Below are 24,819 nucleotides of genomic sequence, written 5' to 3' on the forward strand. Positions count from 1 at the left end.
CTCCCCGGGCGCCCCTCCACCACAACAACAGGCCCGGCCACCCCGCCCCCGCCGCCGGCGCCCCCGCTGTCCACCCCCCCCCGCGGCCGAGTCGAGAACCGGCCGTGCGGCCGGTGACCGAATGCCCGCCGGTCCGAACTGTCGGTGGTGGATGGGACCATCGACTCATGACCCCGATCGACTGGGACGACGCGGCAGACTCCTTCGACGAGGAGCCCGACCACGGGCTGCTCGATCCGGCCGTGCGCAAGGCGTGGTCCGCCAAGCTCGCCGGCTGGCTGCCGGCCGAGCCGTCGAGGGTGCTCGACCTCGGCTGCGGCACCGGCAGCCTCGCCCTCCTCGCCACCGAGCTGGGCCACCGCGTCTCCGCCGTCGACCTCTCGCCGCGCATGGTCGGACTCGCCAGGGCCAAGCTGTCAGGCACGGACACCGAGGTGCTGGTCGGCGACGCGGCCAGACCGCCCGTGGGGGAGCGGACGTTCGACGTGATCATGGCCCGCCATGTGCTGTGGCTGCTGCCCGATCCGGACAGGGCCCTGACCCACTGGCTGTCGCTGCTGCGGCCCGGCGGCCGGCTGGTCCTGATCGAAGGTGTCTGGTCAGGCGCCGGACTCCCGGCGACACGTGTCACGATGTCCGTCGCCCCGCTCGTCGAGCGCGTCCAGCACGAGCATCTGTCGGCCGATGCCGCGCTCTGGGGCCGCGCCGTGGACGACGAGCGGTACGCGCTGATCGCCCACGCGGCGGAGCGGCGCCGCCACACGGAAGTGGTCGACGTCCATCTGATCCTGCGCAGGGGCGACGAGGTGCTGCTCGCCCGCCGGTCCGGCACGGGCTACGGCGACGGACTGCTCAACTGCCCGGCGGGGCACGTCGAGGACGGCGAGGACGTCCGTACGGCGATGATCCGCGAGGCCGCCGAGGAGATCGGCGCCCAACTGGACCCGGAAGACCTGCGTACGGCTCTGGTCATGCACCACCGAGGCCCCGGCGGCCGGCCGCGCACCGGCTGGTTCTTCGAGGTTGGGTACGACGCGGGGCGCACGGCCTGGGAGCCGTACAACCGGGAGCCCGAGAAGTGTTCGGGCCTCTTCTGGCACCCGCTCTCCGCGCTCCCGGACGACATGGTCGCCTACTGCCGCGCGGGCCTGGAGGCGTACCGCGCGGGGGAGCGCTTCGTCATCCACTGGCACGACGACGCCGACTCCATCGCCCACGACCCGGCGGGCACACCGCGCGCGACCCTGCTGGCCAAGACGGACACGGGTGCTACGAGGGGAGCGGGCGACCGAGAAGGGCCGTGAACGCGCCGTCGCGTACGAGGAGTTCGAGCTCGTCCAGCGCGCGGCGGGCCGCGTCGGCGGCGACCGGGTCCCGCTCGGCGAGGCCGCTCTCATCGAACTCGTCCTCGTCGAGCCGCAGTACGGTCCCGCCGTCGGCCGACGCCCACAGATCGAGGTCCAGGTCCTCGACCACCAACTCGTACCGGAGTTCTCCCGGACCCCGGCCACGCACGACCGCCGGCCGTGTCACGTCGCAGTACCAGCCCTTGAGAACGCCGTCGCCCGTGCGGACCTCCTTCACCGCGTACCAGCGGTCACGCCAGTAGTGCTCGGTGAAGACGTCGCCGGGCTCGAAGCGTACGAAGCCGAAGTCCCGTACGCCCTCGGCCGCCCACGGCGCGCGCACCACCACATGGGTGCCGTCGTCGGCGACGAGGGAGGCGGGGTAGCGGATCTTCTTCGCACCCGCCTTGACCAGTCGCACATCGACCTGGACCGCGGGGGCCCCGCCCGAGTCAGGTGAGCTCGCGGACATGGCGTACCTCCGAGGCAGAGACCTGATAGCCGAACCAGCGGTTGACCGCCAGCATCGGCTCGTTGTGCGCGTCGTTGTTGGTGAACGCGTCGGTGTAACCGGCGGCGCGGGCCCGGCGCAGGGAGTCGGCCTTGGCGGCCTTGGCCAGACCCCGGCCGCGATGCTCGCGCAGCGTGCCCGTCATGGCCGACAGATAGGTCGTGGCACGGTCCGTGTGGACAAGGGCGAAGGCCGCGATCCTGCCGTCGGCGACCACGAGGGTGCTGAGCCGGCGGTCCAGACAGGGGTGGTGCCAGACGTTGTTCAGCCAGTCCTCGTAGTCGTCGAGGTTCGTGTTGACGTCGCCCGGTTCGTCCGCCGTCGCCTCTGCGTCCGCCTCGAACAGCGCGCGCGGGTCGTCGGTGAAGTCCGCCGCCGTCGCCACCGCGCAGCCCGCGGGCAGCCTCAGCGGCTCGGGCAGCGTGGCACCCGCCAGATCGAGGCGCTGGAAGCGGGCGGTACGCAGCGGCGAGTAGCCCCGGCGGGCGGCGAAGGCGAGGGACGCGGGCTCGTCGTTCACCCAGCCGAAGGCGGTGGTCGCGCCCTCGGCGGCCAGATGTTCCTCGGCCGCCCGCAGGATCGCGGATCCCACGCCCCTGCCCGTGTAGTCGGGGTGCACATGGGGGTTGACCCGGGACTGACCGGGCTCGGCGCTGTCGTAGGCGAGACCGACGTGCGACATGCCGATCACCTCGCCGCCGTCCTCGGCGACCAGCATGCGGTACTTCGCCGCCGGGTTGGCGCTGCGCACGGTGAAGTGCAGGGACTCCTCGGTCGTCACGGAGTACGGGATGGTGGCACGCCGGACGCGGACGACGGCGGCGGCGTCCCCGGGGCGGAAATCACGAACGATCACAGTCATGGAGCGGCACGCTACGTGGCCGCACCACCGGAACGCCCCCTATTTTTCTCGGCTCCCAAGCGCGGGAGATGAGGGAGAATCAGCCCTGTGACCTTGAAGATCTCCATCGATGACGACGATGCCACCGCTCCGTACGAGCAGTTGCGCACCCAGATCTCCGAACAGGCGCGCTCCGGCGCGCTGCCCGTGGGACACAAGCTCCCGACGGTACGCGGCTTCGCCGAGGAACTCGGCCTCGCGGCGAACACCGTGGCCAAGGCCTACCGGGCCCTGGAGTCGGACGGGGTGATCGAGACGCGCGGGCGCAACGGCACGTTCATCGCGGCGGCGGGCGACGCGGCCGACCGCAAGGCGGCGGCAGCGGCCCAGGAGTACGCGCGGCAGGCGAGACGGCTCGGTCTGGCGCGCGCGGAGGCGCTGTCGCTGGCGGAGGACGCGGTGCGGGCGGCGTACTCGCGCTGAGGGCGGGCCCTCTGGGGCGGGCCGGCCCCCGGCGTCATCTGGCGAGCCGCCCCAGCAGCGACGACGCCGCGGTGATCCCCAGCACCGCCGCGAAGAGCAGCACCCCGAAATCGAGCAGCAGATGGGACGAGGTACCGAGCAGCAGTCCGCGCAGGGCGTCCACCTGGTAGCTGAGCGGGTTGATCTTGCTGACCACCTGGAGCCAGGCCGGCATGATCGCCACCGGATACAGCGCGTTCGACGCGAAGAAGAGCGGCATCGTGATCGCCTGGCCGATGCCCATCAGCCGGTCCCGGGTGAGGACGATGCCGGCGATCGTGATCGACAGACACGAGAAGAAGGCCGAGCCGAGGATCACCGCGACCGCGACCCCGAGCAGTTTCAGCGGGTTCCAGGTCAGCCCCACCCCGAGGGCGGCGGCGATGAGGATCACCACGAGCGCCTGGATCAGTGCCTTCACCCCGGAGGCGAACGCCTTGCCGCTGATCAGGGCGGCTCGCGGGGTCGGGGTGACCAGGAGTTTGGTCAGGATTCCGGCGTCCCGCTCCCAGATGATCATGATGCCGTAGAAGATCGCGATGAACATCGCGGACTGGGCGATGATGCCGGGCGCGAGGAAGTCGATGTAGGGGATGCCGCCGGTCGGGATGGCCCTGAGATGGGTGAAGGTCTCGCCGAAGATCAGCAGCCAGAGGGCCGGCTGGACGGCCCGGGTGTAGAGCTCGGTGCGGTCGTGGCGGAGCTTCTGGAGCTCGACCACGCACATGGCGATGACTCTGGAGGGCAGGACGCGCAGGCCCGTTCGGGGCCGCGGTGGTACGAGCAGCAGCTCGAAGCGGGCGGGATCGACGTCCTCAGCCGAGTCTGGACGCCGTCCGGCGGGTGGTTCTGACATCGCGGTAGGTGCCTCCTTCCTCCTCCAGGCCCTGGCCGACCACATCGCGGAAGACGTCCTCCAGGGTGGGGAGGGTGTCGCTCCGCGCGGCTGCGCGGGACGCGCCAGGTTCGGCCGTCTCACCGGTCCCACCGGACTTACGGGACGCACCCGCCTCACCCGTCTCACCCGCCTCGGCGCGGCGGCGTTCGCGCAGCTCTTCCCGCAGCTCGTCGGGTGTGCCGAGGGCGTGGATCCGGCCACGGTGCATCAGCCCGACCCGGTCGCAGTACTGCTGGGCCTCGTCCATGTAGTGCGTGGTCACCAGCACGGTCATACCCGTGGCCCGCCGCACCGCGTTGATGTGGTCCCAGACGCTGCTCCGGGCGATCGGGTCGAGACCGATCGTCGGCTCGTCCAGCATCAGCAGCCGGGGTGCGCTCACCAGCGCCTGCGCGAGTTCCAGCCGGCGGATCATGCCGCCCGAGTACGTCTGGGCCATCCGGTCGGCGGCCCCGGAGAGGTCGACCACGTCCAGCGCCTGCGCGACCCGCGCGGCTCGCTCATGGCGCGGGACGTCGAAGACGCGGGCGAACAGGGTCACGTTCTCGCGCCCGGTCAGCGTCGCGTCGGCGGACAGTTGCTGCGGCACGTACCCGAGCAGGCGGCGTACCGCCATCTTGTCCTTCGCGGCGTCGTGTCCGAACACCTTGACGATGCCCGCGGGGACCGGCAGCAACGTGGTGACGCAGCGGATCGCGGTCGTCTTGCCGGCGCCGTTGGGGCCGAGCAGACCGAAGATCTCGCCGGTACGGACGGACAGGTCGAGGCCGTCGACGGCCTTGGTGTCACCGAACGAGTAGTCCAGTCCGCGGCAGCTCACGGCCTCGGCATCGGCCTTGGCGGTGGACCGGTCCGCCCCGTCGGAAGTCATGGCTTCACAGTAGCCCCGGCCTGGAAAAATGACGCAAAAGGTACGCCAGGTGGGAGCGGCCGGCCGGCTGGTAGCAGCGGGCCAACTACAGGTACAGCCCCGCGTCCGCGCCCTTCGACTGACCCGGGACCGACGTCGGGCCGCCGCCCCGGCGCAGTGCGAACAGTTCGGCCAGCGTCGCGCCCTCCCGGCCCACCGCCCCCTCCCAGTCGCCCTCCTCCCGGCTCAGCCAGCGCTCCGCCTCCGGGCGGGTCAGCGAGCCGACCTCGATCCGGGCCAGACAGCGGCCGGGCCTGACGACCGCCGGGTGGAGCCGTTCCAGGTCCTCGTTGGTCGTCACGCCCACCAGGACGTTACGGCCCTGGCCGAGCAGCCCGTCGGTGAGATTCAGCAGCCGGGAGAGCGCCTGGCCCGCCGTGTGCTTGGCCTCGCCCCGGATCAGCTCGTCGCAGTCCTCCAGGAGCAGCAGCCGCCAGCGGCCCTTGGACGAGCCCTCGTCCTCGCCGATCGCGATGTCCATCAGATAGCCGACGTCGTTGAAGAGCCGCTCCGGGTCCAGGACGCAGTCGACCTGGCACCAGTCGCGCCAGGACCGGGCCAGCGTGCGCAGCGCCGAGGTCTTCCCGGTGCCGGGCGGGCCGTGCAGCAGGAGCAGCCGTCCCGCGATGTCGTCCGGGGTCACCTTCATGAGCCGGTCCATCGCGTCGGCCACCGGCGCCGTGTAGTTGTCCCTGACCTCGTCCCACGTGCCGGCCGCGATCTGCCGGGTCGTGCGGTGCGGGCCGCGGCGCGGCGACACGTACCAGAACCCCATGGTCACGTTCTCGGGCACCGGCTCCGGCTCGTCCTGCGCCCCGTCCGTCGCCTGGCGGTGCACCTTCTCGGCGAGTTCGGAGCTGGTCGCGGTCACCGTCACGTCCGCGCCCCGGTTCCAGCGGGAGACGAGCAGCGTCCAGCCGTCGCCCTCGGCCAGCGTGGCACTGCGGTCGTCGTCGCGCGCCGAGCGCAGCACGGTGGCGCCCGGCGGCAGCAGGGAGACACCGGACTTGACGCGGTCGATCGACGAACTGTGCGAGTGCGGCTGCTCGCCCGTCGCGAAACGGCCGAGAAAGAGCGCGTCGACGACATCCGACGGGGAGTCGCTGTCGTCGACGTTCAGCCGGATCGGCAGGGCGTCCTGAGGCTTGGCAGACATGTCGCCCATGATCCGGCACGGGCGCCGCCGACGCACGGTGTTTTGCCCCGGCGGCGCCCGCTGGTCCGGTCAGCCGCCGCCGACCGCCCGCGTGGCCCGGCGGGCCGCGCGTACCACCGCGTACGCCTTCGTCAGCGCCCGGTCCCCGGCGAAGAGGCGGCCGACGGACCGGCCGTCGACCAGCCGCCCGAACTCCCCGATCTCCGTGGAGCGCCGCACCGTAAGCCGTTCCAGGGCGTACGGGCCCTGCCGCCGGCGGGCCGGCCCGTTGCCCACGGCCAGCGACTGCGCGAACCCGGCCGCCCGCACGGCGCGCCGCACCCGGCGGGTGGAGTAGCCGTACGGATACGCGAACGAGACCGGCGCGGCGCCCAGTTCGGCGGCGACGATCTCCCGGCAGCGCACCGCCTCGTGGCGAAGACGCGCGTCGCCGAGCCGGTCCAGCTGCGGGTGCGTATGGCTGTGGCCGCCGATCTCCACCCCGGCGGCGGCCAGTTGGCGCACCTGGTCCCAGTCGAGCATCGTGTCGAGTGCGCCGCCCTCGTCGTACGGGCCGCGCAGCCACCCCGTGGAGACGAACAGGGTGGCCGCGAAGCCGTGCCGGGCCAGGGCGGGCAGTGCGTACCGGTGCACGCCCTCGTAGCCGTCGTCGAACGTGATCAGCACAGGCCGCTCGGGCAGCCGCCCGTCCCCCCGCCACGCGGCGGCCAGCGCCGCCGTCGTCAGCGGGGTGAACCCGCGCTCGCCGAGCAGCGCGAGCTGCTCGGCGAACGCGTCGGGCGACACCGACAGGGCGCGCACCGACGGGGCCGGCCGGTGCGCGATCGCGTGGTACATCAGGATCGGCACGGGCAACTCGGATCCCGGCACCGGCCCCGGGCGTGGTGGTGCGCCGTCCCCCATGCCCATGCTCATACGACGGCTCCCCGTGGACTCTCCCGCGCCGAAGCCGGAGTTGACGAAGCCGATGAGGCCACCGGACTGATCGGACCGGACGAGAATGTGACCGCGCCCCGGCGCGTCCGGGCACTGCCCACCAAAAAACCGGCCGCCGTCGTCAGCACCCCCGCCACGATCGCCCCGGCCCGCCCAGCGCCGCCCCGTTCCCGGCCCCGCACGGCGTCCCGCAGCCCGCGCGCCACCCCCGCGGGCAGCACCCGGGTGGCATAGCGACGCTCGGACTCAAGTCCCTTGCCCGCGCCGACACTCCGGGCGACCAGCGCCTTCGAGAGCCCTTCGGCGTAGGCGCGGCTGCGGAAGTACCCGAACCCCATGCGCGATTCGGGGACCTTGTGGTGGATCACCGCGCGGTCGTCGATCAGCAGGACCGCGTGCGGCAGCGCCTCGCCGAGCCTGATGCACAGCTCCGTCTCCTCGCAGCCCAGCGGACGCTTGTCGCCGTCCCGCCCGATGCCGGTCGCGAAGCCGCCCGCCGCGTCGAAAGCCGTACGGCGGAACGAGGCGTTGCCGCCCAGGATGTTGCGGACCCGCACCTTGCCGGGCGGCAGCCCCCGGTACGTACAGCCGACGACCCAGTCGAACTCCTCCGGGAACCAGGCGGGCCGGCTCCCGGACGCCCAGGCGGGCAGCGTCCTGCCGCCGACCGCCATCACCCGCGCGTCCCCGTAACCCGCGGCGAGATACCGCAGCCAGTCGTGCTCGGCCACGGCGTCGTCGTCCAGGAAGGCCACGAACTCCCCCCGCGCTGCGGCGATTCCGGTGTTACGTCCGGCCGAGAGCCCGCGGGGGCCCGCGTTGGCGAGCACCCGCACCTCCCCGCCGTCCGCCGCCGACGCCCCGGCGTACTCCGCGCGAAGGCGTGTCCGCAGCGTCTCGTTGTGGTCGACCACGAGCAGCGTCTCCGTGGCCGGCATCGACTGACTCCGTACGGAGGCGACCGCGGCGAGAATGTCCTCCCAGCGCTCCTCCGTGTACGCGCAGACGACCACGGAGAACGAACGGTGGAGCTGACGGTCGATCAAGACACCTCCCCCCGCCCGATCATGGGCCCCGGGAGGCCCGGACGGACGGCGAGCGGGAGCGCCGCCCGGACGGTGCGCGGCTTGCGCCGCGCCGACCTCGGGACGCCCTTCTCCCGGAGGATGACCTTCAGCACCCGCAGCCCGTCGCGTACGGCCCGGAGATTGCTCACGCCATGGATCCGGTCGTACTCGTGGCTCGGGATCTCCTGCACCTTCAGACCGGCCTTGACGACCCGGATGTTCATCAGGGTCTCGACCTCGAACCCGGTGCAGTCGAGCGTGATCCGGTCCAGGCAGTGCCGCCAGAAGGCGTTGTAGCCGTAGCAGAGGTCGGTGTAGCGGGCGCCGAACTTGGCGTTCACGACCGAGCAGAGCACGGCGTTGCCGAGCCTGCGGATCAGTGTCATGTCGTCCGTGCCGCCGCCGTTGGCGAACCGCGACCCCTTGGCGAAGTCGGCGCCCGAGACCAGGGCCGACACATAGCTGACGATCTCCTGGCCGTCGGCCGAGCCGTCCGCGTCGATCATCACGATGATGTCGCCCGTGCACGCGGCGAAGCCGCTGATCAGGGCGTCACCCTTGCCCTTGCCGCGCTGTTCCACGACCTTGATGCCCGGCCACAGCTCCCGTGCGACGCGGACCGTGCCGTCGGTCGAGTTCCCGTCCACGAGGACGACTTCATGGATCCAGTCGGGCAGTGTCTTGAACACGTACGGCAGATTCTCCGCCTCGTTCATCGCCGGGATCACCACGCTCACCGGCGGCGCGATCGCGAGATACGAGGAGACCGGCCGGAACCGGCCTTCGAGTACGTGTTCGTCCAGGTCGTCATCGGAAAACGGCAGGCCTAACGGGTCTTCGCCCGAGGTCGTCGGGCGCAGGAATGAGCTCACGGGATCTTTCCCTCTCCACCGGTGGACCGCCCGCCCCCGGGCGGTCCGGATGATGTGCCGGTTCGAAAGGGGGGTTCTCACCCTGTACGCGGCGGCGTTGACTCCTCGCCGCCGGGTGAGTCGAGAAAGCGAGCGCCGCGCGGCACCCCCCTACCGCGCCCCGCGCCGGGAGCCGTCGCGACGTCCGAGCCCTCCCCTGAAGTCGCTCTCCATGACGGTCCGATGCGGGTGGATGTCCGAAGGTATTGATACTTAGGACTGTATGGCAAGGGCTGCGACATCACCGTGCCTATTTGCGATTTGGCCTTACTTCGGCATCGGCTTCCGGAACATCCGTGTTCGGATTTACTCGGTCCGCCGGCCGGCGATCCGCTTCCTGCCGGTTCGCTCGGTATACGCGCGTCCATCAGTAAGTTCTCACCAGATTGACTTGGCATGGACACTTACGGTCAAGTCCCGTCCCTGGTACGAACGTTGAGGCAGAGATCCTGCTCAATGGAGGTTTCATGAAGCTGTCCAGATTCGCCGCCCTGACGTCCACGCTCCTGCTCGGCGCGGCCCTCGCCCTCACCGGGGCCGGCCAGGCCCAGGCGGCCGAGAACGCGGCACTCGACTACGTCGCCCTCGGTGACTCCTACTCATCCGGACTGGGGTCCGGTTCGTACGACAGCGGCAGCGGCGACTGCAAGCGCAGCAGCAAGGCTTACCCGTCCCTCTGGGCCGCGGCCAACTCGCCCTCGTCGTTCGCCTTCACCGCCTGCTCGGGCGCTCGTACGGGTGACGTGACCGGCAGTCAGCTCGGCCCGGTCAACTCCGGGACCGACCTCGTCAGCATCACCGTCGGCGGCAACGACGCCGGCTTCGCCGACGTCATGACCACCTGTGTCCTCCAGTCCGAGGCCAGTTGTGTGGCGCGCGTGAACCAGGCCCGCAGCTATGTCACCAACACGCTGCCCGGCCAGCTCGACTCGGTCTACAACGCGATCAGCGCCAAGGCCCCCGCCGCCAAGGTCGTCGTGATCGGCTACCCGCGCTTCTACAAGCTCAACGGCTCCTGCCTGGTGGGCATGACCGAGACCGAGCGCGCCGCGATCAACGGGGCCGCCGACCACCTGAACGACCTGCTCGCCAAGCGTGCCGCCGACCACGGCTACAGCTTCGCGGACGTCACAGGACCCTTCACCGGTCATGAGATCTGCTCGTCGGCGTCCTGGCTGCACAGCGTCAGCCTCCCGATCGGCGAGTCGTACCACCCCACCGCCCAGGGCCAGTCGGGTGGTTATCTGCCGGCCTTCTCCTCGGCCGTCTGACCCAATCGCGGATCGTACGAACTGACCACCGGTGAGAAGCCTGTCCGTCCGCCCACCTGGGGCGGGCGGGCAGGAACCGACCTTCGATCTCATCGAACTCTTCGCGGGTCGATTGTCCAACTCGCCCTGGAATGCAATGGATTCACCGGGCGAACTGCCATCCCCCAACGGGTGTTGTCAATCCCTGAGGCGGGATACACGTGTGTCCCACGGGGGCGATAGGGTTAACCTGCCCGAGCCGGGTGCCCTCGTACGGGTGGGGAGTGACATGGATCAGATAGTGCACAGCAGGGCGCGAGTCCCTGCCATCACATGTGGGAGCAGCGCGACCAGTTCACGGCTCGACCGTCATCTGTCGGTGCTCGGCGGCCCTGCCGTCCCGCAGCGCGAGACGGCCGAGGCGACGAGCCTCATGCGGGAGCTGACCTCGCGCGACGAGGTACGGACCCGCAGGAGCAAGAGCGCGCGTGTCTCCCTGTTCGCACCGCTGAGGCGGCTGCGACGGTCCCTCTTCGGCAGCCGCCACTGACCCAGCCGGTCGGCGGTCGCCGACCACCGGAGCACGCTCGGGTGATCACACCGTCCCGACGCAGCGCCGCTCTCCGCTCGCCCGTCACTCCCAGGGCGCGCGGCGGTGCGTCGGTGTGTTCGCCGAGCGCCGGGATTCCCCCAGAGGTGCCGCCGCGTCACCACCCGGCAACGTGAACCGGCGGCAGCGACAGGGGAGGCGAGGGGACAGAGCCGTAACAGCGGTGCGGTGGGCGGCTATTCGCCGCTTCGCGTGTAGGCGCGGACCGTCAGCGGTACGAACACCGCCAGGATCACCAGACCCCAGAGCAGGGCACCCAGCACCGGATTGGCCGTCGGCCAGGCCGCGTCGGCACTCGGCGACGCGTTGCCGCACAGATCGCGTACGGCCGCCGCCACCGCGCTGATCGGGTTCCACTCGGCGACGGTGCGGAGCCAGCTTGGCAGGCCGTCGGTGGGGATGTACGCGTTCGAGAGCAGCGGCAGGACGAAGGTGACGCTTCCCAGTTGTCCTGCGATCTCCTCGTTGCGGATGAGCAGTCCGAGATACGCGCCGACCCAGTTGGTCGCGAAGCGGAAGAGCAGCAGCAGACCGAAGGCCCCGAGTGCGCCGGGCACGCCGCCCTCGATCCGCCAGCCCACCGCGAGACCGACCAGTACGAGCGGGACCATGCCGATCGCCGTGGTGAGCAGATCCGCCGCGGTCTGGCCCAGCGGTACGGCGACCCGGCTCATCGGCATCGTACGGAACCGGTCCATCACCCCGCGCTGGACGTCCTGGGAGGACTGGAACATGCCGGTCATGATGCCGCCGGCCGCCGTGGCCGCCAGCAGCCCCGGTACCAGGAAGGCGCGGTACTCCTGGCCCGGCGTCGCGAGCGCGCTGCCGAAGACGAAGCCGAAGAACAGCAGCATCGTGATCGGCATGGTCTGGGTGAGGACGACCACGCCGGGGGAGTGTCTGATCCGCCGCAGATGGCGGCCGAGGACGGCGGTGGTGTCGTAGGCGACGGTGCTCATACGGCACTCTCCTCGGTGGTCGTACGGGCCGTGGGTCGCACCGGGCGGCCCGTCCGGCCGGCGGTCCCAGTCGCCCCCGCGCCGCCGGTCAGGCGCAGGAACACCTCGTCGAGTGTCGGCGGGCGCAGGGCGGCGTCGACCACCGGCACCCCGGCGGCGTCCAGTTCGCGGACGATCCGGGGGAGGGTGAGCGAGCCGCCCGCCGCCACGGCCCCCACCGTCCGGCGCTCCCGGTCGATCACCGGCTCGGCGCCGGTCAGTTGGTCGAGCACGCCCGCCGCGGCGACGAACGCCGGCCGCGGGGCGTCCCCGGCCAGCACGACCTCCGCGTACGAGCCGATGAGGGACTTGAGCTCCGCGGGCGTGCCCCGGTGCGCGGCCCGGCCGTGGTCGATCAGCACGATGTCGTCGGCCAGCCGGTCGGCCTCCTCCAGATACTGCGTGGTCAGCAGGACGGTCGTGCCCTCGTCGGCCAGTTCGCGTACCGCCGTCCAGATCCGCCCGCGGCTCTGCGGGTCGAGACCGGTCGTCGGCTCGTCGAGGAAGAGCACCTGGGGCCTGGTGAGCAGGCTGGACGCCAGGTCGAGGCGGCGGCGCATTCCGCCGGAGTAGGTACGGGCCGCCCGGTCGGCCGCCTCGGTGAGGTCGAACCGCTCCAGCAGCTCGTCGGCGCGGGCCCGGCCGGCCGCTCCCCGCAGCCGGAGCAGTCCCGCGAAGAGCCGGAGATTCTCCCGGCCGGTCAACTCGCTGTCCACGGAGGCGTACTGGCCGGCGACGCCGATCGCCAGGCGTACCGCGGCCGGCTCCCTGACGATGTCGTGCCCGGCGACGCGGGCGGATCCGCCGTCGGGTGCGCTGAGCGTGGTGAGGACGCGTACGGCGGTGGTCTTGCCCGCGCCGTTCGGTCCCAGCACCCCGCAGACGGTGCCCCGGGCGACGGCGAGATCCAGCCCCCGCAGGGCGTGGACGTCACCGAACCGCTTCTCCAGACCTTCACTAAGTACGGCGTACGTAGTATCCATGCGGCTCATCGTAGCTCACTACGTACGCCGTACGTAACTGGGCGCTGAGGGAGAATGGCCGACGAGGTGATGACCGATGGCGGGGCGACCTGCTGAACCCGAAGTGATCTGGTCGCGTCCCGAGCGCGCGGCCCGTGGCCCGAGGCCCGCGCACACCCGCGCCGAGATCGCGGCCGTCGCCGTACGGATCGCGGACGCCGACGGCATGGAAGCCGTCTCGATGCGCCGTGTGGCCGCCGAGCTGGGCTGCGGCACGATGTCGCTCTACAACTACGTGCCGCGCAAGGAGGATCTGTACGAGCTGATGGCCGACATGGTCGCCGCGGAGCACGAACTGCCCGAGCGGCCCACCGGCGACTGGCGGGCCGATCTGACGGGCCTCGCCCACCGGGCACGGGCATTGATGCGGCGCCATCCGTGGATGTCGCGCCTGATGTCGGCGACGTACGGCTTCAGCCCGAACGCGATGAAGTTCCTCGAGTTCAGCCTCTGGTGCCTGGACCCGCTCGACCTGCCGTACGGCCGGAAGATGGAGCTGGTGGCCATGGTGAACGGCATCGTCACCACCTACGTCGCCAACGAGATCCAGACCGCCGAGCGCACCCGGTCACTGCCCTGGTCGGCCGAGCGGGAGCACGAGATCCGGATGGCGTATCTGTCCCAGCAGGTCTCCTCCGGACAGTACCCCCGGATGGCGGCGGCCTTCGCCGAGGACTCGGGACCCGTCGACATGGAGGCCTACTTCGACCGGGCGCTGAGCCGGGTGCTGGACGCCTTCGGGAGCGACTGACGCCCGTCGGTGACTGAGCGGATGGCCGTTCAGATGAGGGCGAACTGCCCTTCCGGGCCCTCCTCGTGGTGGTCCAGCACGGAGGCGGGCCGCCGGGCGGTGTCGGGTACGGGGAGCACTCCCGCGGCCCGCAACTCGTCGGCGCCGATCACTGGACCCGCGGCCAGCGCCTCGCCCAACTCCCGCTGCCGGGGCCGCAGTCCGGCGAGCAGCGCCAGCACCGTGATCAGATCGAGGAGCTCCGAGGTCCACTCCTGCGGCCAGGCGCGCGGACCGATCGCCTCCAGGGTGCCGGGCTCCGGCGGCTCCGCCCGGCGCTCGAACCACAGCTCGATCATCCGTACGCCGCCCACCTGGAAGTCCCACGCCTCCGCCGGCACGGGCGAGATCCGGCCGTCACCCAGGTGGAGCGTCTCGTCCTCGGAGTCGTAACCGATCGTCGTGGGGCGGGCGGGGATCGCGGCGCGTACGTACGGGCGCCGGCCGCCGGGCAGCCGGCGGCGCTCCCCGCCCCGGGCGCCGCGCAGTTGGACGCCGGTCAGCAGAGCGCCCAGCTCCACACCCGTGGTCCACAGGTCCGGGTCGGCGGTCAGCGGCACCACACAGCCGCGCGGCGAGGGCCGGGCAGCCGCGACCGCCCAGTCGAGCAACCGGCCCGGAGTGACCTCGACTCCCAGGCGCCCGCTCAGCGACGCCAGGAGGCCGGGCGTCACATTGGGTTCGACGCCGCCGGGCCGCCGGTAGAGCGGCCGGATCCGGCCCGGCCGCCCGGCGGGCGAGCGCCCGTCCGGCAGCAGGGCGCTCACCAGCAGCGCCGGCCCCTTGGCGCCGGGGACGAACCCCTGCTCCACCGCGAAGAGCTGACGCCCGTCGGCGACCCGCCACAGCTCCGGCCTGGCCGCGTCGATCAGCCGGTGGTCGGGAATCAGATAGCGCTCGTCGAACGGTCCGTGCCCCACCCGCAACGGCTCCGGGCACCGCCCGGACTCCCGCGCGAACCTCCCCGTGCCGGTGAGCTGTCCCGGCAGCGCGGTGACCGCACTGTGCGGCGTACGGGACCGGGTCGGCCGGAACAGCGTCTCGCGCTCGGCGCCCGTGGCCCGTATCAGCGTGTCCCAGCGCGCGGTGAGCGACGCGGCGTCGGGCGCCAGGATCCAGCCGCGGCCGAGCCGCAGCGGCGCCGCCGACCACGGCATGAGGTCGCTCAGCAGCGGGGCCGTCATACGGGCACACCCCTCCCCGGTCCGGTACGTGCCGTCGGCGAAAGCGTACCGACCGGGTCCGACGGCGGGCCTGCCCACCGGTCGGGGCGGAACCGGCCGAGGTCCGGGTCAGTCCGTCTCCATGGTCACCGAGAAGGAGAAGCGGTCGCCCCGGTAGCGGATCCTGGCCACGTCCACCACCCGGCCGTCCGCGTCGCACGTGACACCCGTGTAGTGCAGGATCGGGCTGAGCAGTGGCACTTGGAGCAGACCGGCCGTGGCCGGGTCGGCGAGCGTCGCCTCCACCGTGTCAGTGATCCGGCCGATGCGCACCCCCAGCACGTCGCGCAGCACCTTGGTCATCGGCCAGCGCTCCAGATCGCCGGGATCGAGCCGGTCCGCGATCTCCGTACGGACCGCGTTCTCCGCCCAGTTGACCGGCTCGCCGCTCTCGCCGTCGCGGCGCAGCCGCCGGTAGAGGGCCACTTCCTCGACACCGGGGAAGTACTCGGCCAGGTCGCCGGGCACCGGCTCCCGGCCGTGGCCGATCACCGTCGTCCGATCGCCCGACTGCTGTGCCACCACCGCGTCGACGGAGCCCAGCAGCCGGCGGGGCGCACCGCGCCGCGCACCAGGCTCGATGAACGTGCCGCGCCGCCGGTGCCGGCTGATCAGGCCCTCCTGCTCCAGCTCCTTGAGGGCCTGACGCATCGTCAGCACACTGACGCCGTAGTGCTCCGCCAACTGCTCCTCCGTGGGAAGGCGCAGCGGATCGTGCGGGCGCCGGCCGAGTATGGAGGCACGCAGCGACTGCGAGACCTGATACCAGAGCGGCAGCTTGCGGTTGAGGACCAGCGAATCGGGTGCGAAGGCGGTCACGGCGGGCTCCGAGTCGGGCGGGTCGGTCCGGGACCGGTCCAGGTCGGTCCGGCCGGGTCAGGGTCTGTCGGTGGGGGCCGGTCCTGGCGTGGGCCTGAAGTGGCGCTCCAGACCCTGCCACACCTTGTCGTAACCCGTCTGAAGGTGTCCGGCCGTCGCCGCCTGGGCGGTGGCGGTCACCGGCCAGCGCGTCTCGAACATGAAGGCGAGCCCGTCGTCGATCCGCTGCGGCCTCAGCTCGGTGCCGCTCGCCCGGTCGAACGTCTCCCGGTCGGGCCCGTGCGCCGACATCATGTTGTGCAGCGAGCCGCCGCCGGGCACGAAGCCTTCCGCCTTGGCGTCGTACGCGCCCTCGATCAGCCCCATGTACTCGCTCATCACATTGCGGTGGAAGTACGGCGGCCGGAAGGTGTTCTCGCCGACCAGCCAGCGCGGCGCGAAGACCACGAAGTCGACGCCCGCCAGTCCCGGGGTGTCGGACGGCGAGGTCAGCACCGTGAAGATCGACGGATCCGGGTGGTCGTAGCTGATCGTGCCGATCACATTGAAGCGGCGCAGATCGTAGACGTACGGCAAATGGTTGCCGTGCCAGGCGACGACATCGAGCGGGGAGTGGTCGTACGTCGCGGTCCACAGGTTTCCGCAGAACTTGTTGATCACCTCGGTGGGGCGCTCGACGTCCTCGTAGGCGGCGACGGGGGAGAGGAAGTCCCGTGCGTTCGCCAGCCCGTTGGCTCCGATCGGGCCGAGATCGGGGAGGACGAACGGGCGGCCGTAGTTCTCGCAGACGTATCCGCGCGCCGTCTCGTCCAGCAGCTCGACCCGGAAACGCACGCCGCGCGGGATCAGCGCGATGTCGCCGGGGCGGGCGGCCAGCAGGCCGAACTCCGTGACGATCAGCAGTCCGCCGTGCTCGGGGACGATCAGCAGTTCGCCGTCGGAGTCGCTGAACACCCGGTCGGTCATGGGGGAGTCGGCGTGGTAGAGGTGCACGGCCATGCCCGTGCGCCGCGCGGCGTCCCCGTTGCCGCCGAGTGTCCAGAGGCCCGCCAGGAAGTCCGTGCCGGGGGCGGGCGCCGGCAGCGGGTTCCAGCGCAGCCGGTTGGGGTCGGGCACGGAATCGGTGAACGGGGCGGCGCGCAGCGTGCCGTTGCCGGTCCGGGTGAACGGCGGGTGCGCGGCCGACGGGCGGATCCGGTAGAGCCAGGAACGGCGGTTGTGCGCGCGGGGCTCGGTGAAGGCGCTGCCGCTCAACTGCTCGGCGTACAGGCCGAGCGGGGCTCTCTGCGGCGAGTTGCGTCCGACGGGCAGGGCGCCCGCGACGGCCTCCGAGCTGTGCTCGTTGCCGAAGCCCGTGGCGTACGCCAGGCTCTCGGCCGTCTTCCTGGCCTGCTCGATGCCGCTCATCGTCGCTCCCGTGTCGCTCTTCGCGTGTGGCAGCGTCCGCGTGCGCCTGTCCGCTGTCCGCCGCGTCTGCCCGGACCCATCAATCCTATGCAACACCGTAGGATTCCGCCGGTCGTGCGTCAACGGGGCAGGCCGCGTTGGCCGAAACAGGCGGCCGGGCGAGAAAGGCGGCGCACGGCAGGGGCGAACGGAAGTACGGTCGCGCCGTCTCGAACAGCGGCCCTCCGCGAGGGAGACTCCAAGGGGCGCGGTCGTACGCGCCCGTCACCACGTATCTCGCCGAAGGGTGGGCCTGCCCGTGTACGGAGTCGGCGCCGACACCCACGAGGGCCTCCGCAGGGTCCCCGTGCAGCAGCGCAGCGCGGTGCGGCTCGCCCGGATCCTCGACGCCTGCGCCGAACTGCTGGACGAGACCGGCTACGAGGAGCTGTCCACCCGCGCCGTCGCCACCCGCGCGGGCGTGCCCATCGGCTCGGTGTACCGCTTCTTCGGGAACAAGCGCGCCATGACCGACGCGCTCGCCCGGCGCAATCTGGACAGCTACGCCGACCGCGTCGAGCGTCGGCTCGCCACGATCCCGGCCGCCGACTGGCAGGCCGCTCTGGACGCGGTACTCGACGAGTACCTCGCCATGAAGCGCACGGTGCCCGGCTTCGGGCTGGTCGACTTCGGCACCAGGGTCCCGGCGGGGCCGCCCGGTCCGCCCGCCGCGCGGACCGCCGACGGCGAGCCGGTGCCCGACGCCAACCACCGGGTCGCGGACCGCCTCACCGCTCTGCTCGCCGCGCAGCTCGGCCGCGCCCCGGACGCCGTACCGCGCCGGATGGTCCTGGTCGCCGTCGAGGCGGCGGACGCGCTGTTCCAACTCGCCTTCCGTGACGACGCGTCGGGCGATCCGGACATCATCGCGGAGACGCGTGAGCTGGTCCGCGCGTATCTGGCACGCACGCTGGGCTGACGGTCGGCGGGCCTTGCGGGGCCCGGCGTACGGAACCGGCCATCCCCTTCCTTTGTCCGTACCGCTCGGTATGCTCAACCGGCCCGCGCGTCATCGCCGCCGCCCCATGGAGGACCCATGCCGCCCACCGGCACCGCCCGCACCGCCCTGCGTGTCTGCCCCCTCTGTGAGGCCACCTGCGGACTGACCCTCACGATCGAGGGGACCACGGTCACCGGAGCGCGCGGCGACCACGACGACGTGTTCAGCAAGGGCTTCATCTGCCCCAAGGGCGCCTCCTTCGGCGAGCTCGACGCCGACCCCGACCGGCTGCGCACCCCGCTGATACGCGAGAACGGCGAGCTGAGGGAGGCGAGTTGGGACGAGGCGTTCGCCCTGGTCGCCGCCCGGCTGCGCCCCCTGATCGAGGAGCACGGAACACACTCCGTCGGCGTCGTCCTCGGCAACCCCAACGTCCACACCATCGCCGGCACCCTCTATCCGCCCGTCCTGCTGGGCATGCTGCGCACCCGCAACCTCTTCACCGCCTCCACCCTCGACCAGATGCCCAAGCACGTCTCGTCCGGCCTGCTCTTCGGCGACGCCTTCGCGATCCCCGTGCCCGACCTGGACAACACCGGCCATCTGCTGCTCCTGGGGGCCAACCCGCTTGACTCCAACGGGAGTCTCTGCACCGCGCCCGACTTCCCCGGCAAGCTCAAGGCGCTGCGCGAGCGCGGCGGCACCCTCACCGTCGTCGACCCGCGCCGTACCCGCACCGCGCGCGTCGCCGACCGGCACCTCGCGATCCGGCCGGGCACGGACGCGCTGCTGCTCGCCGCCCTCGTCCAGGTCCTCTTCGAGGAAGGGCTCACCGACCCCGGCGCGCTCGCCGGCCATCTCGAAGGTCTCGACGAACTCCGTGCGGCGACAGAGGACTTCACGCCCGAGGCCGTCGCGGCCGGCTGCGACCTGGACGCCGAGGAGATCCGTACCCTCGCGCGCGAACTCGCCGCAGCGCCCACCGCCGCCGTCTACGGACGCATCGGAAGCTGCACCGTCGAGTACGGCACACTCACCAGCTGGCTCATCGACGTCCTCAACGCGGTCACCGGCAATCTCGACCGGCCGGGCGGCGCCCTCTTCCCGCTCTCCGCGACCGACCGCGCGCCCCGCCCGGCGGGACCCGGCAAGGGATTCACGCTCGGCCGCTGGGCCAGCAGGGTCGGCGGCCATCCGGAGGTGAGGGGCGAACTGCCCATCGCCGTCCTCGCGGAGGAGATCGAGACACCCGGTGACGAGCGGATCCGCGCGGTGATCGCCGTGGCGGCCAACCCCGCGCTCTCCGCGCCCGACGGCAGCCGCATCGAACGGGCCCTGGACAGCCTGGACTTCATGGTCAGCGTCGATCCGTACCTGAACGAGACCTCGCAGCACGCGGACGTCGTACTGCCCCCGCCGCCGCCCTCCAGGAGCGCCCACTTCGACATCGTCTTCAACGGCTTCGCGGTACGCAACCAGGTCCGCTACAGCCCGCCCGCCATCCCCCTGGAAGCGGGCTCGATGGACGAGTGCGAGATCTTCGCGCGGCTCGCGCTCGCCGTGGGCGGGATGCACGGGGCCGACCCGTCGGCCGTCGACGACCAGGTGATCAGCCATACGCTCACGGAGGCGGTCGACGACCCGCTCTCACCCGTCCACGGACGCGACCCGAAAGAACTCGCCGCCGAACTCACCGGAACCGGCGGCCCCGAGCGCCGGCTCGACCTGATGCTGCGCCTGGGCCCGTACGGCGACGGATTCGGCGCCGACCCGGCCGGGCTCACCCTCGCCCGGGTCGCCGACCGGCCGCACGGCATCGACCTCGGGCCGCTGAAGCCCCGGATCCCCGGGATACTCAAGACCCGCAGCGGACACGTCGAACTGCTCCCCGCGCCGATCGCCGCCGACCTGCCCCGGCTGCGCGCCGCGCTCACCGGCGTCCCCGCGTCCCTGGTGCTCGTCGGGCGCCGTCATCTGCGCTCGAACAACAGCTGGATGCACAACGTGCCGACGCTCAACGGCGGTTCGAACCGCTGCACCGTCCAGGTCCACCCCGCCGACGCCGCACGGCTCGGCCTCGCGGACGGCAGGCCGGCGCGTATCACCACCGAGGCGGGCGAGATCACGATCCCGGTGGAGATCACCGACACGGTCAGGGCCGGGGTCGTGAGTGTGCCGCACGGCTGGGGCCACGACCGGCCGGGCACCCGGATGGCGGTGGCCCACGCGCGGCCGGGCGTCAACGTCAACCAACTGCTCGACGGCAGCCGCCGCGACCCGCTGTCGGGTACGTCGGTCCTCAACGGCTTCCCGGTCGAGCTGGCTCCCGCCTGACCAGCACTGACCGGCACCCATTCGACCAGCACCCTCCCTGGCGCCGGAAAACTAACGCCGCTAGTTTGGGTATGCGGCAGTCCCCGGGAGGAACAGCGATGAAGGCACACGACAGCATGTACATAGGCGGCGAGTGGCGCCCCGCCGCCGGCCCCGACGCCATCGCCGTCGTCAACCCGGCGACCGAGCAGGTCATCGCCGAAGTGCCGGCCGGTACCGCCGAGGACATCGACGCCGCCGTACGTGCCGCGCGCGCCGCCTTCCCCGGCTGGGCCGCCACCCCGCCCGCCGAACGCGCGGCGCGTCTCGCGGCCCTGCGGGACGCGATGGCCGCCCGCAAGGACGAGATCGCCGGGACCGTCACCGCCGAACTGGGCTCACCGGTACGGCTGTCGAGGGCGGTGCACGCCACCTCGCCGGTCACCGTCGCCGGGTCGTACGCCGAACTCGCCGCCTCCTACGCCTTCGAGGAGCGGATCGGCAACTCGACGGTGCTGATGGAGCCGGTGGGTGTCGTCGGGGCGATCACCCCTTGGAACTACCCGCTGCACCAGATCGTCGCCAAGGTCGCCCCCGCGCTGGCCGCCGGCTGCCCGATCGTGGTCAAGCCCGCCGAGGACACCCCGCTGACCGCGCGGCTCTTCGCCGAGGCTGTCCACGAGGCGGGGCTGCCCGCGGGTGTCGTCAACGTGGTCACGGGTATCGGCGCCGTCGCCGGGCAGGCGCTCGCCGCGCACGAGGACGTCGACCTGGTGTCCTTCACCGGCTCCACCGCCGTCGGCCGCAGGATCGGCGCCACCGCCGGAGCGGCCGTCAAGCGGGTCGCGCTGGAGCTGGGCGGGAAGTCCGCGAACGTCATCCTGCCGAGCGCCGATCACGCCAGGGCCGTCAAGGCCGGGGTCGCCAACGTGATGACCAACTCCGGCCAGACGTGCAGCGCCTGGACCCGCATGCTCGTCCACGCCGACCGCTACGACGAAGCGGTCGATGCCGCCGTGGCCGCTGTCGCCTCGTACCGTCCCGGCGACCCGACGGACGAACTGTGCCGCCTGGGCCCCCTCGTCAACGCGGCCCAGCACGCCCGGGTGCTCGATTATATCGCCAAGGGTGTCGCCGAAGGCGCCCGGCTGGTCGCGGGCGGAGCCCAACCGCCGCACGAGACCGGCTACTTCGTCGCCCCGACCGTCTTCGCCGACGTCACCCCGGAGATGACGATCGCGCAGGAGGAGATCTTCGGCCCCGTGCTGTCCATCCTGAAGTACGAGGACGAGGACGACGCCCTGCGCATCGCCAACGGCACCGTCTACGGCCTCGCGGGCGCCGTGTGGGCGGGCGAGGAGGGCGAGGCCGTCGCCTTCGCCCGTCGGATGGACACGGGCCAGGTCGACATCAACGGCGGCCGGTTCAACCCCCTTGCCCCCTTCGGGGGTTACAAGCAGTCGGGCGTCGGCCGGGAATTCGGCCGGCACGGGCTCGCCGAGTACCTCCAGACCAAGTCACTCCAGTTCTGACCCGGAAGAGAGACCGATTCGCCCCGGGCGCACCCGTCGCGTAACAGTTCGGCTGTCATCGAAGTACTGCCGCCTCGATCCCGAGGAGTTCGGCGAAGACGCGCTCCCCGGTCGGTGTCACCCGCACCGCCCGCTCCGTACCGATGCGTACGCACCACTTCGACTCCATGGCGAGCCGGCACAGACCCGCCCCCGCCACCCCCGCCAAGTGGCGCCGGCGCTCCGTCCAGTCCAGACACGAGCTGACCACCGGGCGCCGGCCGGCGCCCGTCAGCGCGATTCCCCGCTCGCCGAACCACTGGGTGCCCTGCTCGGTGAGCGCGAAGCCCGCGTCCATGAGCAGCAGCCCGCGCCGTGCCATGGCATCGGTGAGGGCCACCCCGAGCCGGCCCGCGAAGTGGTCGTAGCAGGTACGTCCCCGTGCCATGGCCCCGCTCGCCCTCGACGCGCGCACGATGTGCGGGCTGTCGCGGCCCGGCATGACGTGCGCGGCCAGCGATTCGACCAGTTCGGCGGTGGTCGCGTCGGCCAGCCGTACGTACCGGTGGCGCCCCTGCCGCTCCTCGGTGACCAGCCGGGCGGCGATCAGCTTCCCGATGTGCTCGCTGGCGGTGGACGCGGCGACACCCGCCTCCCGCGCCAGTTCGCCGGCCGTCCAGGCCCGTCCGTCGAGCAGGGACAGACAGAACACGGCCCGTGTCTCGTCGGCCAGCAGCGCGGCGAAGCCCGCGAGGAGCGAGCCGGGGGAGGCCGACGGGGCGGGGGGAAGCCCGAAGGAGTCGCCGTCGCCGGAGCCGGCGGTGGTGGCGCTGGGCGCGGTGGTCTGCGGCATACCTCCAGGGTGCCTCAGATACGCTTCGGTGTGGCCCGAACTGTCTCGTACTGGGCGGCCAGCCCGTCGATCAGTGCCCTGAGCCCCGTCTCGAAGGCCCCCTCGTCCACCCGCTGCTGCCGCTCGGCCAGCAGATGGGCCTGGCCGAGGTGCGGATAGTCGGCCGGGTCGTACGCCGTCTCGTCGTCCACGAAGCCCCGCGCGAACGAGCCGAGCGCCGAGCCCGTGATGAAGTACCGCATCAGCGCCCCGATATGGGTGGCCTTGACCGGTGGCCACCCCGCCCGGACCATCGCGCCGAAGACCGTGTCGGCCACCCGCAGCCCCGCCGGGCGGCGGCCGGGCCCCTGGGCCAGCACCGGCACGATGTGCGGGTGCGCGGTGAGGGCGGCGCGGTAGGAGACGGCGTAGTCGTGCAGCGCGGTGCGCCAGTCCCGTACGTCGTCCGCGTCGAACATCGACAGGTCGACCTGCGCGCTGACGGAGTCCGCGACGGCGTCCAGGATCTCGTCCTTGTTGCGGAAGTGGTTGTAGAGAGACGGCCCGCTGACCCCCAGCTCCGCGGCCAGCCGCCGGGTGGAGACGGCCCCGAGACCCTCGGCGTCCACGAGCGCGCTCGCGGTCGCGACGATGCGGTCTCTGCTGAGCAGCGGCTTGCGGGGTCGGGCCATGGCGCACATCGTATGGCTGTGGTCCCGGGTGCGGAGCGCCGCGGAGTGCGACGACAGTTCGACAAGCCCTAAGCGCTTGCTCAGCTTCGGGGGTAGGGTGTGCGTTCTGCCGACCGGAAGGGGCGAGAGCGATGCGTACGGCGGAACGGACGGCCGACGGCGAGGGCATGCCGTGGGGTGAGGTCACCCCCGAGGCGGCCAGAAGGCTGCTCGTCGCCGCCGTGGAGGCGTTCGCCGAACGCGGTTACCACGCCACCACCACCCGCGACATCGCGAGCCGCGCCGGAATGAGCCCCGCGGCGCTCTACATCCACTACAAGACCAAGGAAGAGCTGCTCCACCGGATCAGCCGGATCGGCCACGACAAGGCCCTGGAGATCCTGACCGCGGCCGCCGACCGTGAAGGCACCGCGGCCGAACGGCTCACCGAGGCGGTCCGCTCGTTCGTCGGCTGGCACGCGGCCCGCCACACCACGGCGCGCGTGGTCCAGTACGAACTCGACGCGCTGGCCGAGGAGCACCGCGCCGAGATCGTCCAACTGCGCAGGCGCAGCGACGGGGCCGTACGCCGGATCCTCCAGGACGGCGTACGCGACGGGGAGTTCGACGTCCCGGACGTGCCGGGCACCACCCTGGCGGTGCTGTCGCTGTGCATCGACGTGTCGCGCTGGTTCAACGCGCGGGGGCGCCGGACGCCGGACGAGGTCGGTGCCCTCTACGCCGACCTCGTGCTCCGCATGGTGGTGGCACGCGACTCTCCGCCGCCGTCCGCCGGGAGTTGAGGGTCAGAAGTAGTAGCGGGAGACCGACTCCGCCACACACACCGGCTTCTCCGCCCCCTCGCGCTCCACCGTGACCAGGGCCGTGACCTGCACACCACCGCCCGCCTCGGCGACCTCCTTCAGCACGGCCGTCGCGCGCACCCGGGAGCCCGCGGGCAGGGGAGAGGGGAAACGCACCCTGTTGGCGCCGTAGTTGACGCCCATCGTCACGTTCTCGACGGTCAGGATCTGCGGGAAGAGGACCGGCAGGAGCGACAGCGTCAGATAGCCGTGCGCGATGGTCGAGCCGAACGGGCCCTTCGCCGCCGCCTCGGGGTCCACATGGATCCACTGGTGGTCACCGGTGGCCGCGGCGAAGAGATCGATCCGCTCCTGGTCGACCTCCAGCCAGTCGCTGTGTCCCAACTGCTCGCCGACGGCGGCGTGCAGTTCCGCTGCGGAAGTGAAGATCCTCGGCTCAGCCATGTCTGTCGATCCCTGCCTCTCGGGCGCC

At 71.8% G+C, this 24,819-nt stretch carries 25 protein-coding genes; 9 read left to right on the top strand and 16 right to left on the bottom strand.

Annotated features, from left to right (window positions below; translation table 11 throughout):
- Nucleotides 1-167 precede the first annotated feature (167 nt).
- A complete protein-coding gene (locus tag ACFWV8_RS28860) occupies nucleotides 168-1,304 on the top strand; it encodes a methyltransferase domain-containing protein (RefSeq protein ID WP_384210136.1) in 1,137 nt (378 codons plus the stop codon).
- Here ACFWV8_RS28860 and ACFWV8_RS28865 read toward each other — a convergent pair.
- Both ACFWV8_RS28865 and ACFWV8_RS28870 read right to left on the bottom strand, forming a co-directional pair.
- The gene (locus tag ACFWV8_RS28865) at nucleotides 1,270-1,818 is read right to left on the bottom strand and encodes a DUF402 domain-containing protein (RefSeq protein WP_384210139.1); all 549 of its coding nucleotides are present in this window, start codon (nucleotides 1,816-1,818) and stop codon (nucleotides 1,270-1,272) included. The two genes, ACFWV8_RS28860 and ACFWV8_RS28865, sit on opposite strands and share 35 nt — an antisense overlap.
- The gene (locus ACFWV8_RS28870) at nucleotides 1,799-2,719 is read right to left on the bottom strand and encodes a GNAT family N-acetyltransferase (protein WP_384210142.1); all 921 of its coding nucleotides are present in this window, start codon (nucleotides 2,717-2,719) and stop codon (nucleotides 1,799-1,801) included. Before ACFWV8_RS28870 ends, ACFWV8_RS28865 begins: the two co-directional genes overlap by 20 nt.
- A gap of 87 nt (nucleotides 2,720-2,806) precedes the next feature.
- Here ACFWV8_RS28870 and ACFWV8_RS28875 point away from each other — a divergent pair, with 87 nt between their 5' ends.
- Complete coding sequence (locus tag ACFWV8_RS28875) at nucleotides 2,807-3,181, top strand: GntR family transcriptional regulator (protein WP_384210145.1); 375 nt, start codon at nucleotides 2,807-2,809, stop codon at nucleotides 3,179-3,181.
- 34 nt (nucleotides 3,182-3,215) lie between these two features.
- Here the strand turns inward: ACFWV8_RS28875 and ACFWV8_RS28880 are convergent, their stop codons facing one another.
- From ACFWV8_RS28880 to ACFWV8_RS28905, 6 genes are all read right to left on the bottom strand, one after another.
- On the bottom strand, nucleotides 3,216-4,076 hold the full coding sequence (locus ACFWV8_RS28880; protein ID WP_384210148.1) for an ABC transporter permease: 861 nt from the start codon (nucleotides 4,074-4,076) through the stop codon (nucleotides 3,216-3,218).
- Nucleotides 4,036-4,989, bottom strand: coding sequence for an ABC transporter ATP-binding protein (locus ACFWV8_RS28885; RefSeq protein ID WP_384210151.1), 954 nt, complete (start codon nucleotides 4,987-4,989; stop codon nucleotides 4,036-4,038). The genes ACFWV8_RS28880 and ACFWV8_RS28885 overlap by 41 nt, the downstream gene beginning before the upstream one ends.
- A gap of 85 nt (nucleotides 4,990-5,074) precedes the next feature.
- Complete coding sequence (locus tag ACFWV8_RS28890) at nucleotides 5,075-6,184, bottom strand: DUF5925 domain-containing protein (protein WP_329389495.1); 1,110 nt, start codon at nucleotides 6,182-6,184, stop codon at nucleotides 5,075-5,077.
- Between the two features lie 69 nt (nucleotides 6,185-6,253).
- Nucleotides 6,254-7,093: a polysaccharide deacetylase family protein gene (locus tag ACFWV8_RS28895; protein ID WP_384210300.1), complete on the bottom strand. Its 840-nt coding sequence runs from the start codon at nucleotides 7,091-7,093 to the stop codon at nucleotides 6,254-6,256.
- Nucleotides 7,094-7,095: 2 nt separating this feature from the next.
- Entirely contained in the window at nucleotides 7,096-8,166 is a 1,071-nt protein-coding gene (locus ACFWV8_RS28900; RefSeq protein ID WP_384210155.1) for a glycosyltransferase family 2 protein, read from the bottom strand.
- Complete coding sequence (locus tag ACFWV8_RS28905) at nucleotides 8,163-9,011, bottom strand: glycosyltransferase family 2 protein (RefSeq protein ID WP_384210306.1); 849 nt, start codon at nucleotides 9,009-9,011, stop codon at nucleotides 8,163-8,165. Before ACFWV8_RS28905 ends, ACFWV8_RS28900 begins: the two co-directional genes overlap by 4 nt.
- 554 nt (nucleotides 9,012-9,565) lie before the next feature.
- Here ACFWV8_RS28905 and ACFWV8_RS28910 point away from each other — a divergent pair.
- Both ACFWV8_RS28910 and ACFWV8_RS28915 read left to right on the top strand, forming a co-directional pair.
- Entirely contained in the window at nucleotides 9,566-10,369 is an 804-nt protein-coding gene (locus ACFWV8_RS28910; RefSeq protein ID WP_384210158.1) for an SGNH/GDSL hydrolase family protein, read from the top strand.
- A gap of 268 nt (nucleotides 10,370-10,637) precedes the next feature.
- Nucleotides 10,638-10,898 (top strand): hypothetical protein, encoded by a 261-nt coding sequence (locus tag ACFWV8_RS28915; RefSeq protein ID WP_329389501.1) that lies wholly within the window; start codon nucleotides 10,638-10,640, stop codon nucleotides 10,896-10,898.
- Between the two features lie 236 nt (nucleotides 10,899-11,134).
- Here ACFWV8_RS28915 and ACFWV8_RS28920 read toward each other — a convergent pair whose 3' ends face one another.
- On the bottom strand, nucleotides 11,135-11,917 hold the full coding sequence (locus ACFWV8_RS28920; RefSeq protein ID WP_384210162.1) for an ABC transporter permease: 783 nt from the start codon (nucleotides 11,915-11,917) through the stop codon (nucleotides 11,135-11,137).
- On the bottom strand, nucleotides 11,914-12,939 hold the full coding sequence (locus ACFWV8_RS28925; RefSeq protein ID WP_384210165.1) for an ATP-binding cassette domain-containing protein: 1,026 nt from the start codon (nucleotides 12,937-12,939) through the stop codon (nucleotides 11,914-11,916). Before ACFWV8_RS28925 ends, ACFWV8_RS28920 begins: the two co-directional genes overlap by 4 nt.
- A 76-nt stretch (nucleotides 12,940-13,015) precedes the next feature.
- On the opposite strand from ACFWV8_RS28925, the gene ACFWV8_RS28930 reads away from it, so the two are divergent.
- The gene (locus tag ACFWV8_RS28930; protein ID WP_384210168.1) at nucleotides 13,016-13,729 is read left to right on the top strand and encodes a TetR/AcrR family transcriptional regulator; all 714 of its coding nucleotides are present in this window, start codon (nucleotides 13,016-13,018) and stop codon (nucleotides 13,727-13,729) included.
- Nucleotides 13,730-13,758: 29 nt separating this feature from the next.
- On the opposite strand, the gene ACFWV8_RS28935 is transcribed toward ACFWV8_RS28930, so the two are convergent.
- The 3 genes from ACFWV8_RS28935 to hmgA form a co-directional block, all read right to left on the bottom strand.
- Nucleotides 13,759-14,952 carry a type ISP restriction/modification enzyme gene (locus tag ACFWV8_RS28935; RefSeq protein ID WP_384210171.1) on the bottom strand — a complete coding sequence of 398 codons (1,194 nt, stop codon included), beginning with the start codon at nucleotides 14,950-14,952 and terminating at the stop codon, nucleotides 13,759-13,761.
- Between the two features lie 108 nt (nucleotides 14,953-15,060).
- Nucleotides 15,061-15,810 carry a GntR family transcriptional regulator gene (locus tag ACFWV8_RS28940; protein ID WP_384210174.1) on the bottom strand — a complete coding sequence of 250 codons (750 nt, stop codon included), beginning with the start codon at nucleotides 15,808-15,810 and terminating at the stop codon, nucleotides 15,061-15,063.
- Between the two features lie 57 nt (nucleotides 15,811-15,867).
- The gene (hmgA, locus tag ACFWV8_RS28945) at nucleotides 15,868-17,217 is read right to left on the bottom strand and encodes a homogentisate 1,2-dioxygenase (RefSeq protein ID WP_384210177.1); all 1,350 of its coding nucleotides are present in this window, start codon (nucleotides 17,215-17,217) and stop codon (nucleotides 15,868-15,870) included.
- A gap of 298 nt (nucleotides 17,218-17,515) precedes the next feature.
- Here hmgA and ACFWV8_RS28950 point away from each other — a divergent pair, with 298 nt between their 5' ends.
- The 3 genes from ACFWV8_RS28950 to ACFWV8_RS28960 all read left to right on the top strand — a co-directional run bounded on the left by ACFWV8_RS28950 (nucleotide 17,516) and on the right by ACFWV8_RS28960 (nucleotide 22,041).
- Complete coding sequence (locus tag ACFWV8_RS28950) at nucleotides 17,516-18,175, top strand: TetR family transcriptional regulator (RefSeq protein WP_384210180.1); 660 nt, start codon at nucleotides 17,516-17,518, stop codon at nucleotides 18,173-18,175.
- Between the two features lie 117 nt (nucleotides 18,176-18,292).
- Entirely contained in the window at nucleotides 18,293-20,530 is a 2,238-nt protein-coding gene (locus ACFWV8_RS28955) for a molybdopterin oxidoreductase family protein (RefSeq protein ID WP_384210183.1), read from the top strand.
- Between the two features lie 98 nt (nucleotides 20,531-20,628).
- The gene (locus ACFWV8_RS28960; RefSeq protein ID WP_384210186.1) at nucleotides 20,629-22,041 is read left to right on the top strand and encodes an aldehyde dehydrogenase family protein; all 1,413 of its coding nucleotides are present in this window, start codon (nucleotides 20,629-20,631) and stop codon (nucleotides 22,039-22,041) included.
- Nucleotides 22,042-22,096: 55 nt separating this feature from the next.
- Here the strand turns inward: ACFWV8_RS28960 and ACFWV8_RS28965 are convergent, their stop codons facing one another.
- Both ACFWV8_RS28965 and ACFWV8_RS28970 read right to left on the bottom strand, forming a co-directional pair.
- Entirely contained in the window at nucleotides 22,097-22,873 is a 777-nt protein-coding gene (locus tag ACFWV8_RS28965; RefSeq protein ID WP_384210193.1) for an ArsR/SmtB family transcription factor, read from the bottom strand.
- 14 nt (nucleotides 22,874-22,887) lie between these two features.
- Nucleotides 22,888-23,544: a TetR/AcrR family transcriptional regulator gene (locus ACFWV8_RS28970; RefSeq protein ID WP_384210197.1), complete on the bottom strand. Its 657-nt coding sequence runs from the start codon at nucleotides 23,542-23,544 to the stop codon at nucleotides 22,888-22,890.
- A gap of 131 nt (nucleotides 23,545-23,675) precedes the next feature.
- Here ACFWV8_RS28970 and ACFWV8_RS28975 point away from each other — a divergent pair, with 131 nt between their 5' ends.
- Nucleotides 23,676-24,326, top strand: a complete 651-nt coding sequence (locus ACFWV8_RS28975; RefSeq protein ID WP_329389525.1) for a TetR/AcrR family transcriptional regulator — start codon at nucleotides 23,676-23,678, stop codon at nucleotides 24,324-24,326.
- A gap of 3 nt (nucleotides 24,327-24,329) precedes the next feature.
- On the opposite strand, the gene ACFWV8_RS28980 is transcribed toward ACFWV8_RS28975, so the two are convergent.
- The gene (locus tag ACFWV8_RS28980; RefSeq protein ID WP_329389527.1) at nucleotides 24,330-24,791 is read right to left on the bottom strand and encodes a MaoC family dehydratase; all 462 of its coding nucleotides are present in this window, start codon (nucleotides 24,789-24,791) and stop codon (nucleotides 24,330-24,332) included.
- Nucleotides 24,792-24,819: the final 28 nt, after the last annotated feature.

The organism is Streptomyces sp. NPDC058665 (assembly GCF_042714995.1).
In the GTDB taxonomy this organism is placed as follows: Bacteria; Actinomycetota; Actinomycetes; order Streptomycetales; family Streptomycetaceae; genus Streptomyces.

Coding starts and splice junctions, on each gene's coding strand:
- ACFWV8_RS28860 (WP_384210136.1), top strand. CDS start 168: ATGACCCCGATCGACTGGGACGACGCGGCAGACTCCTTCGACGAGGAG.
- ACFWV8_RS28865 (WP_384210139.1), bottom strand. CDS start 1,818: ATGTCCGCGAGCTCACCTGACTCGGGCGGGGCCCCCGCGGTCCAGGTC.
- ACFWV8_RS28870 (WP_384210142.1), bottom strand. CDS start 2,719: ATGACTGTGATCGTTCGTGATTTCCGCCCCGGGGACGCCGCCGCCGTC.
- ACFWV8_RS28880 (WP_384210148.1), bottom strand. CDS start 4,076: ATGTCAGAACCACCCGCCGGACGGCGTCCAGACTCGGCTGAGGACGTC.
- ACFWV8_RS28885 (WP_384210151.1), bottom strand. CDS start 4,989: ATGACTTCCGACGGGGCGGACCGGTCCACCGCCAAGGCCGATGCCGAG.
- ACFWV8_RS28890 (WP_329389495.1), bottom strand. CDS start 6,184: ATGTCTGCCAAGCCTCAGGACGCCCTGCCGATCCGGCTGAACGTCGAC.
- ACFWV8_RS28895 (WP_384210300.1), bottom strand. CDS start 7,093: ATGGGCATGGGGGACGGCGCACCACCACGCCCGGGGCCGGTGCCGGGA.
- ACFWV8_RS28910 (WP_384210158.1), top strand. CDS start 9,566: ATGAAGCTGTCCAGATTCGCCGCCCTGACGTCCACGCTCCTGCTCGGC.
- ACFWV8_RS28915 (WP_329389501.1), top strand. CDS start 10,638: ATGGATCAGATAGTGCACAGCAGGGCGCGAGTCCCTGCCATCACATGT.
- ACFWV8_RS28920 (WP_384210162.1), bottom strand. CDS start 11,917: ATGAGCACCGTCGCCTACGACACCACCGCCGTCCTCGGCCGCCATCTG.
- ACFWV8_RS28925 (WP_384210165.1), bottom strand. CDS start 12,939: ATGGATACTACGTACGCCGTACTTAGTGAAGGTCTGGAGAAGCGGTTC.
- ACFWV8_RS28930 (WP_384210168.1), top strand. CDS start 13,016: ATGGCGGGGCGACCTGCTGAACCCGAAGTGATCTGGTCGCGTCCCGAG.
- ACFWV8_RS28935 (WP_384210171.1), bottom strand. CDS start 14,952: ATGACGGCCCCGCTGCTGAGCGACCTCATGCCGTGGTCGGCGGCGCCG.
- hmgA (WP_384210177.1), bottom strand. CDS start 17,217: ATGAGCGGCATCGAGCAGGCCAGGAAGACGGCCGAGAGCCTGGCGTAC.
- ACFWV8_RS28955 (WP_384210183.1), top strand. CDS start 18,293: ATGCCGCCCACCGGCACCGCCCGCACCGCCCTGCGTGTCTGCCCCCTC.
- ACFWV8_RS28960 (WP_384210186.1), top strand. CDS start 20,629: ATGAAGGCACACGACAGCATGTACATAGGCGGCGAGTGGCGCCCCGCC.
- ACFWV8_RS28965 (WP_384210193.1), bottom strand. CDS start 22,873: ATGCCGCAGACCACCGCGCCCAGCGCCACCACCGCCGGCTCCGGCGAC.
- ACFWV8_RS28970 (WP_384210197.1), bottom strand. CDS start 23,544: ATGGCCCGACCCCGCAAGCCGCTGCTCAGCAGAGACCGCATCGTCGCG.
- ACFWV8_RS28975 (WP_329389525.1), top strand. CDS start 23,676: ATGCGTACGGCGGAACGGACGGCCGACGGCGAGGGCATGCCGTGGGGT.
- ACFWV8_RS28980 (WP_329389527.1), bottom strand. CDS start 24,791: ATGGCTGAGCCGAGGATCTTCACTTCCGCAGCGGAACTGCACGCCGCC.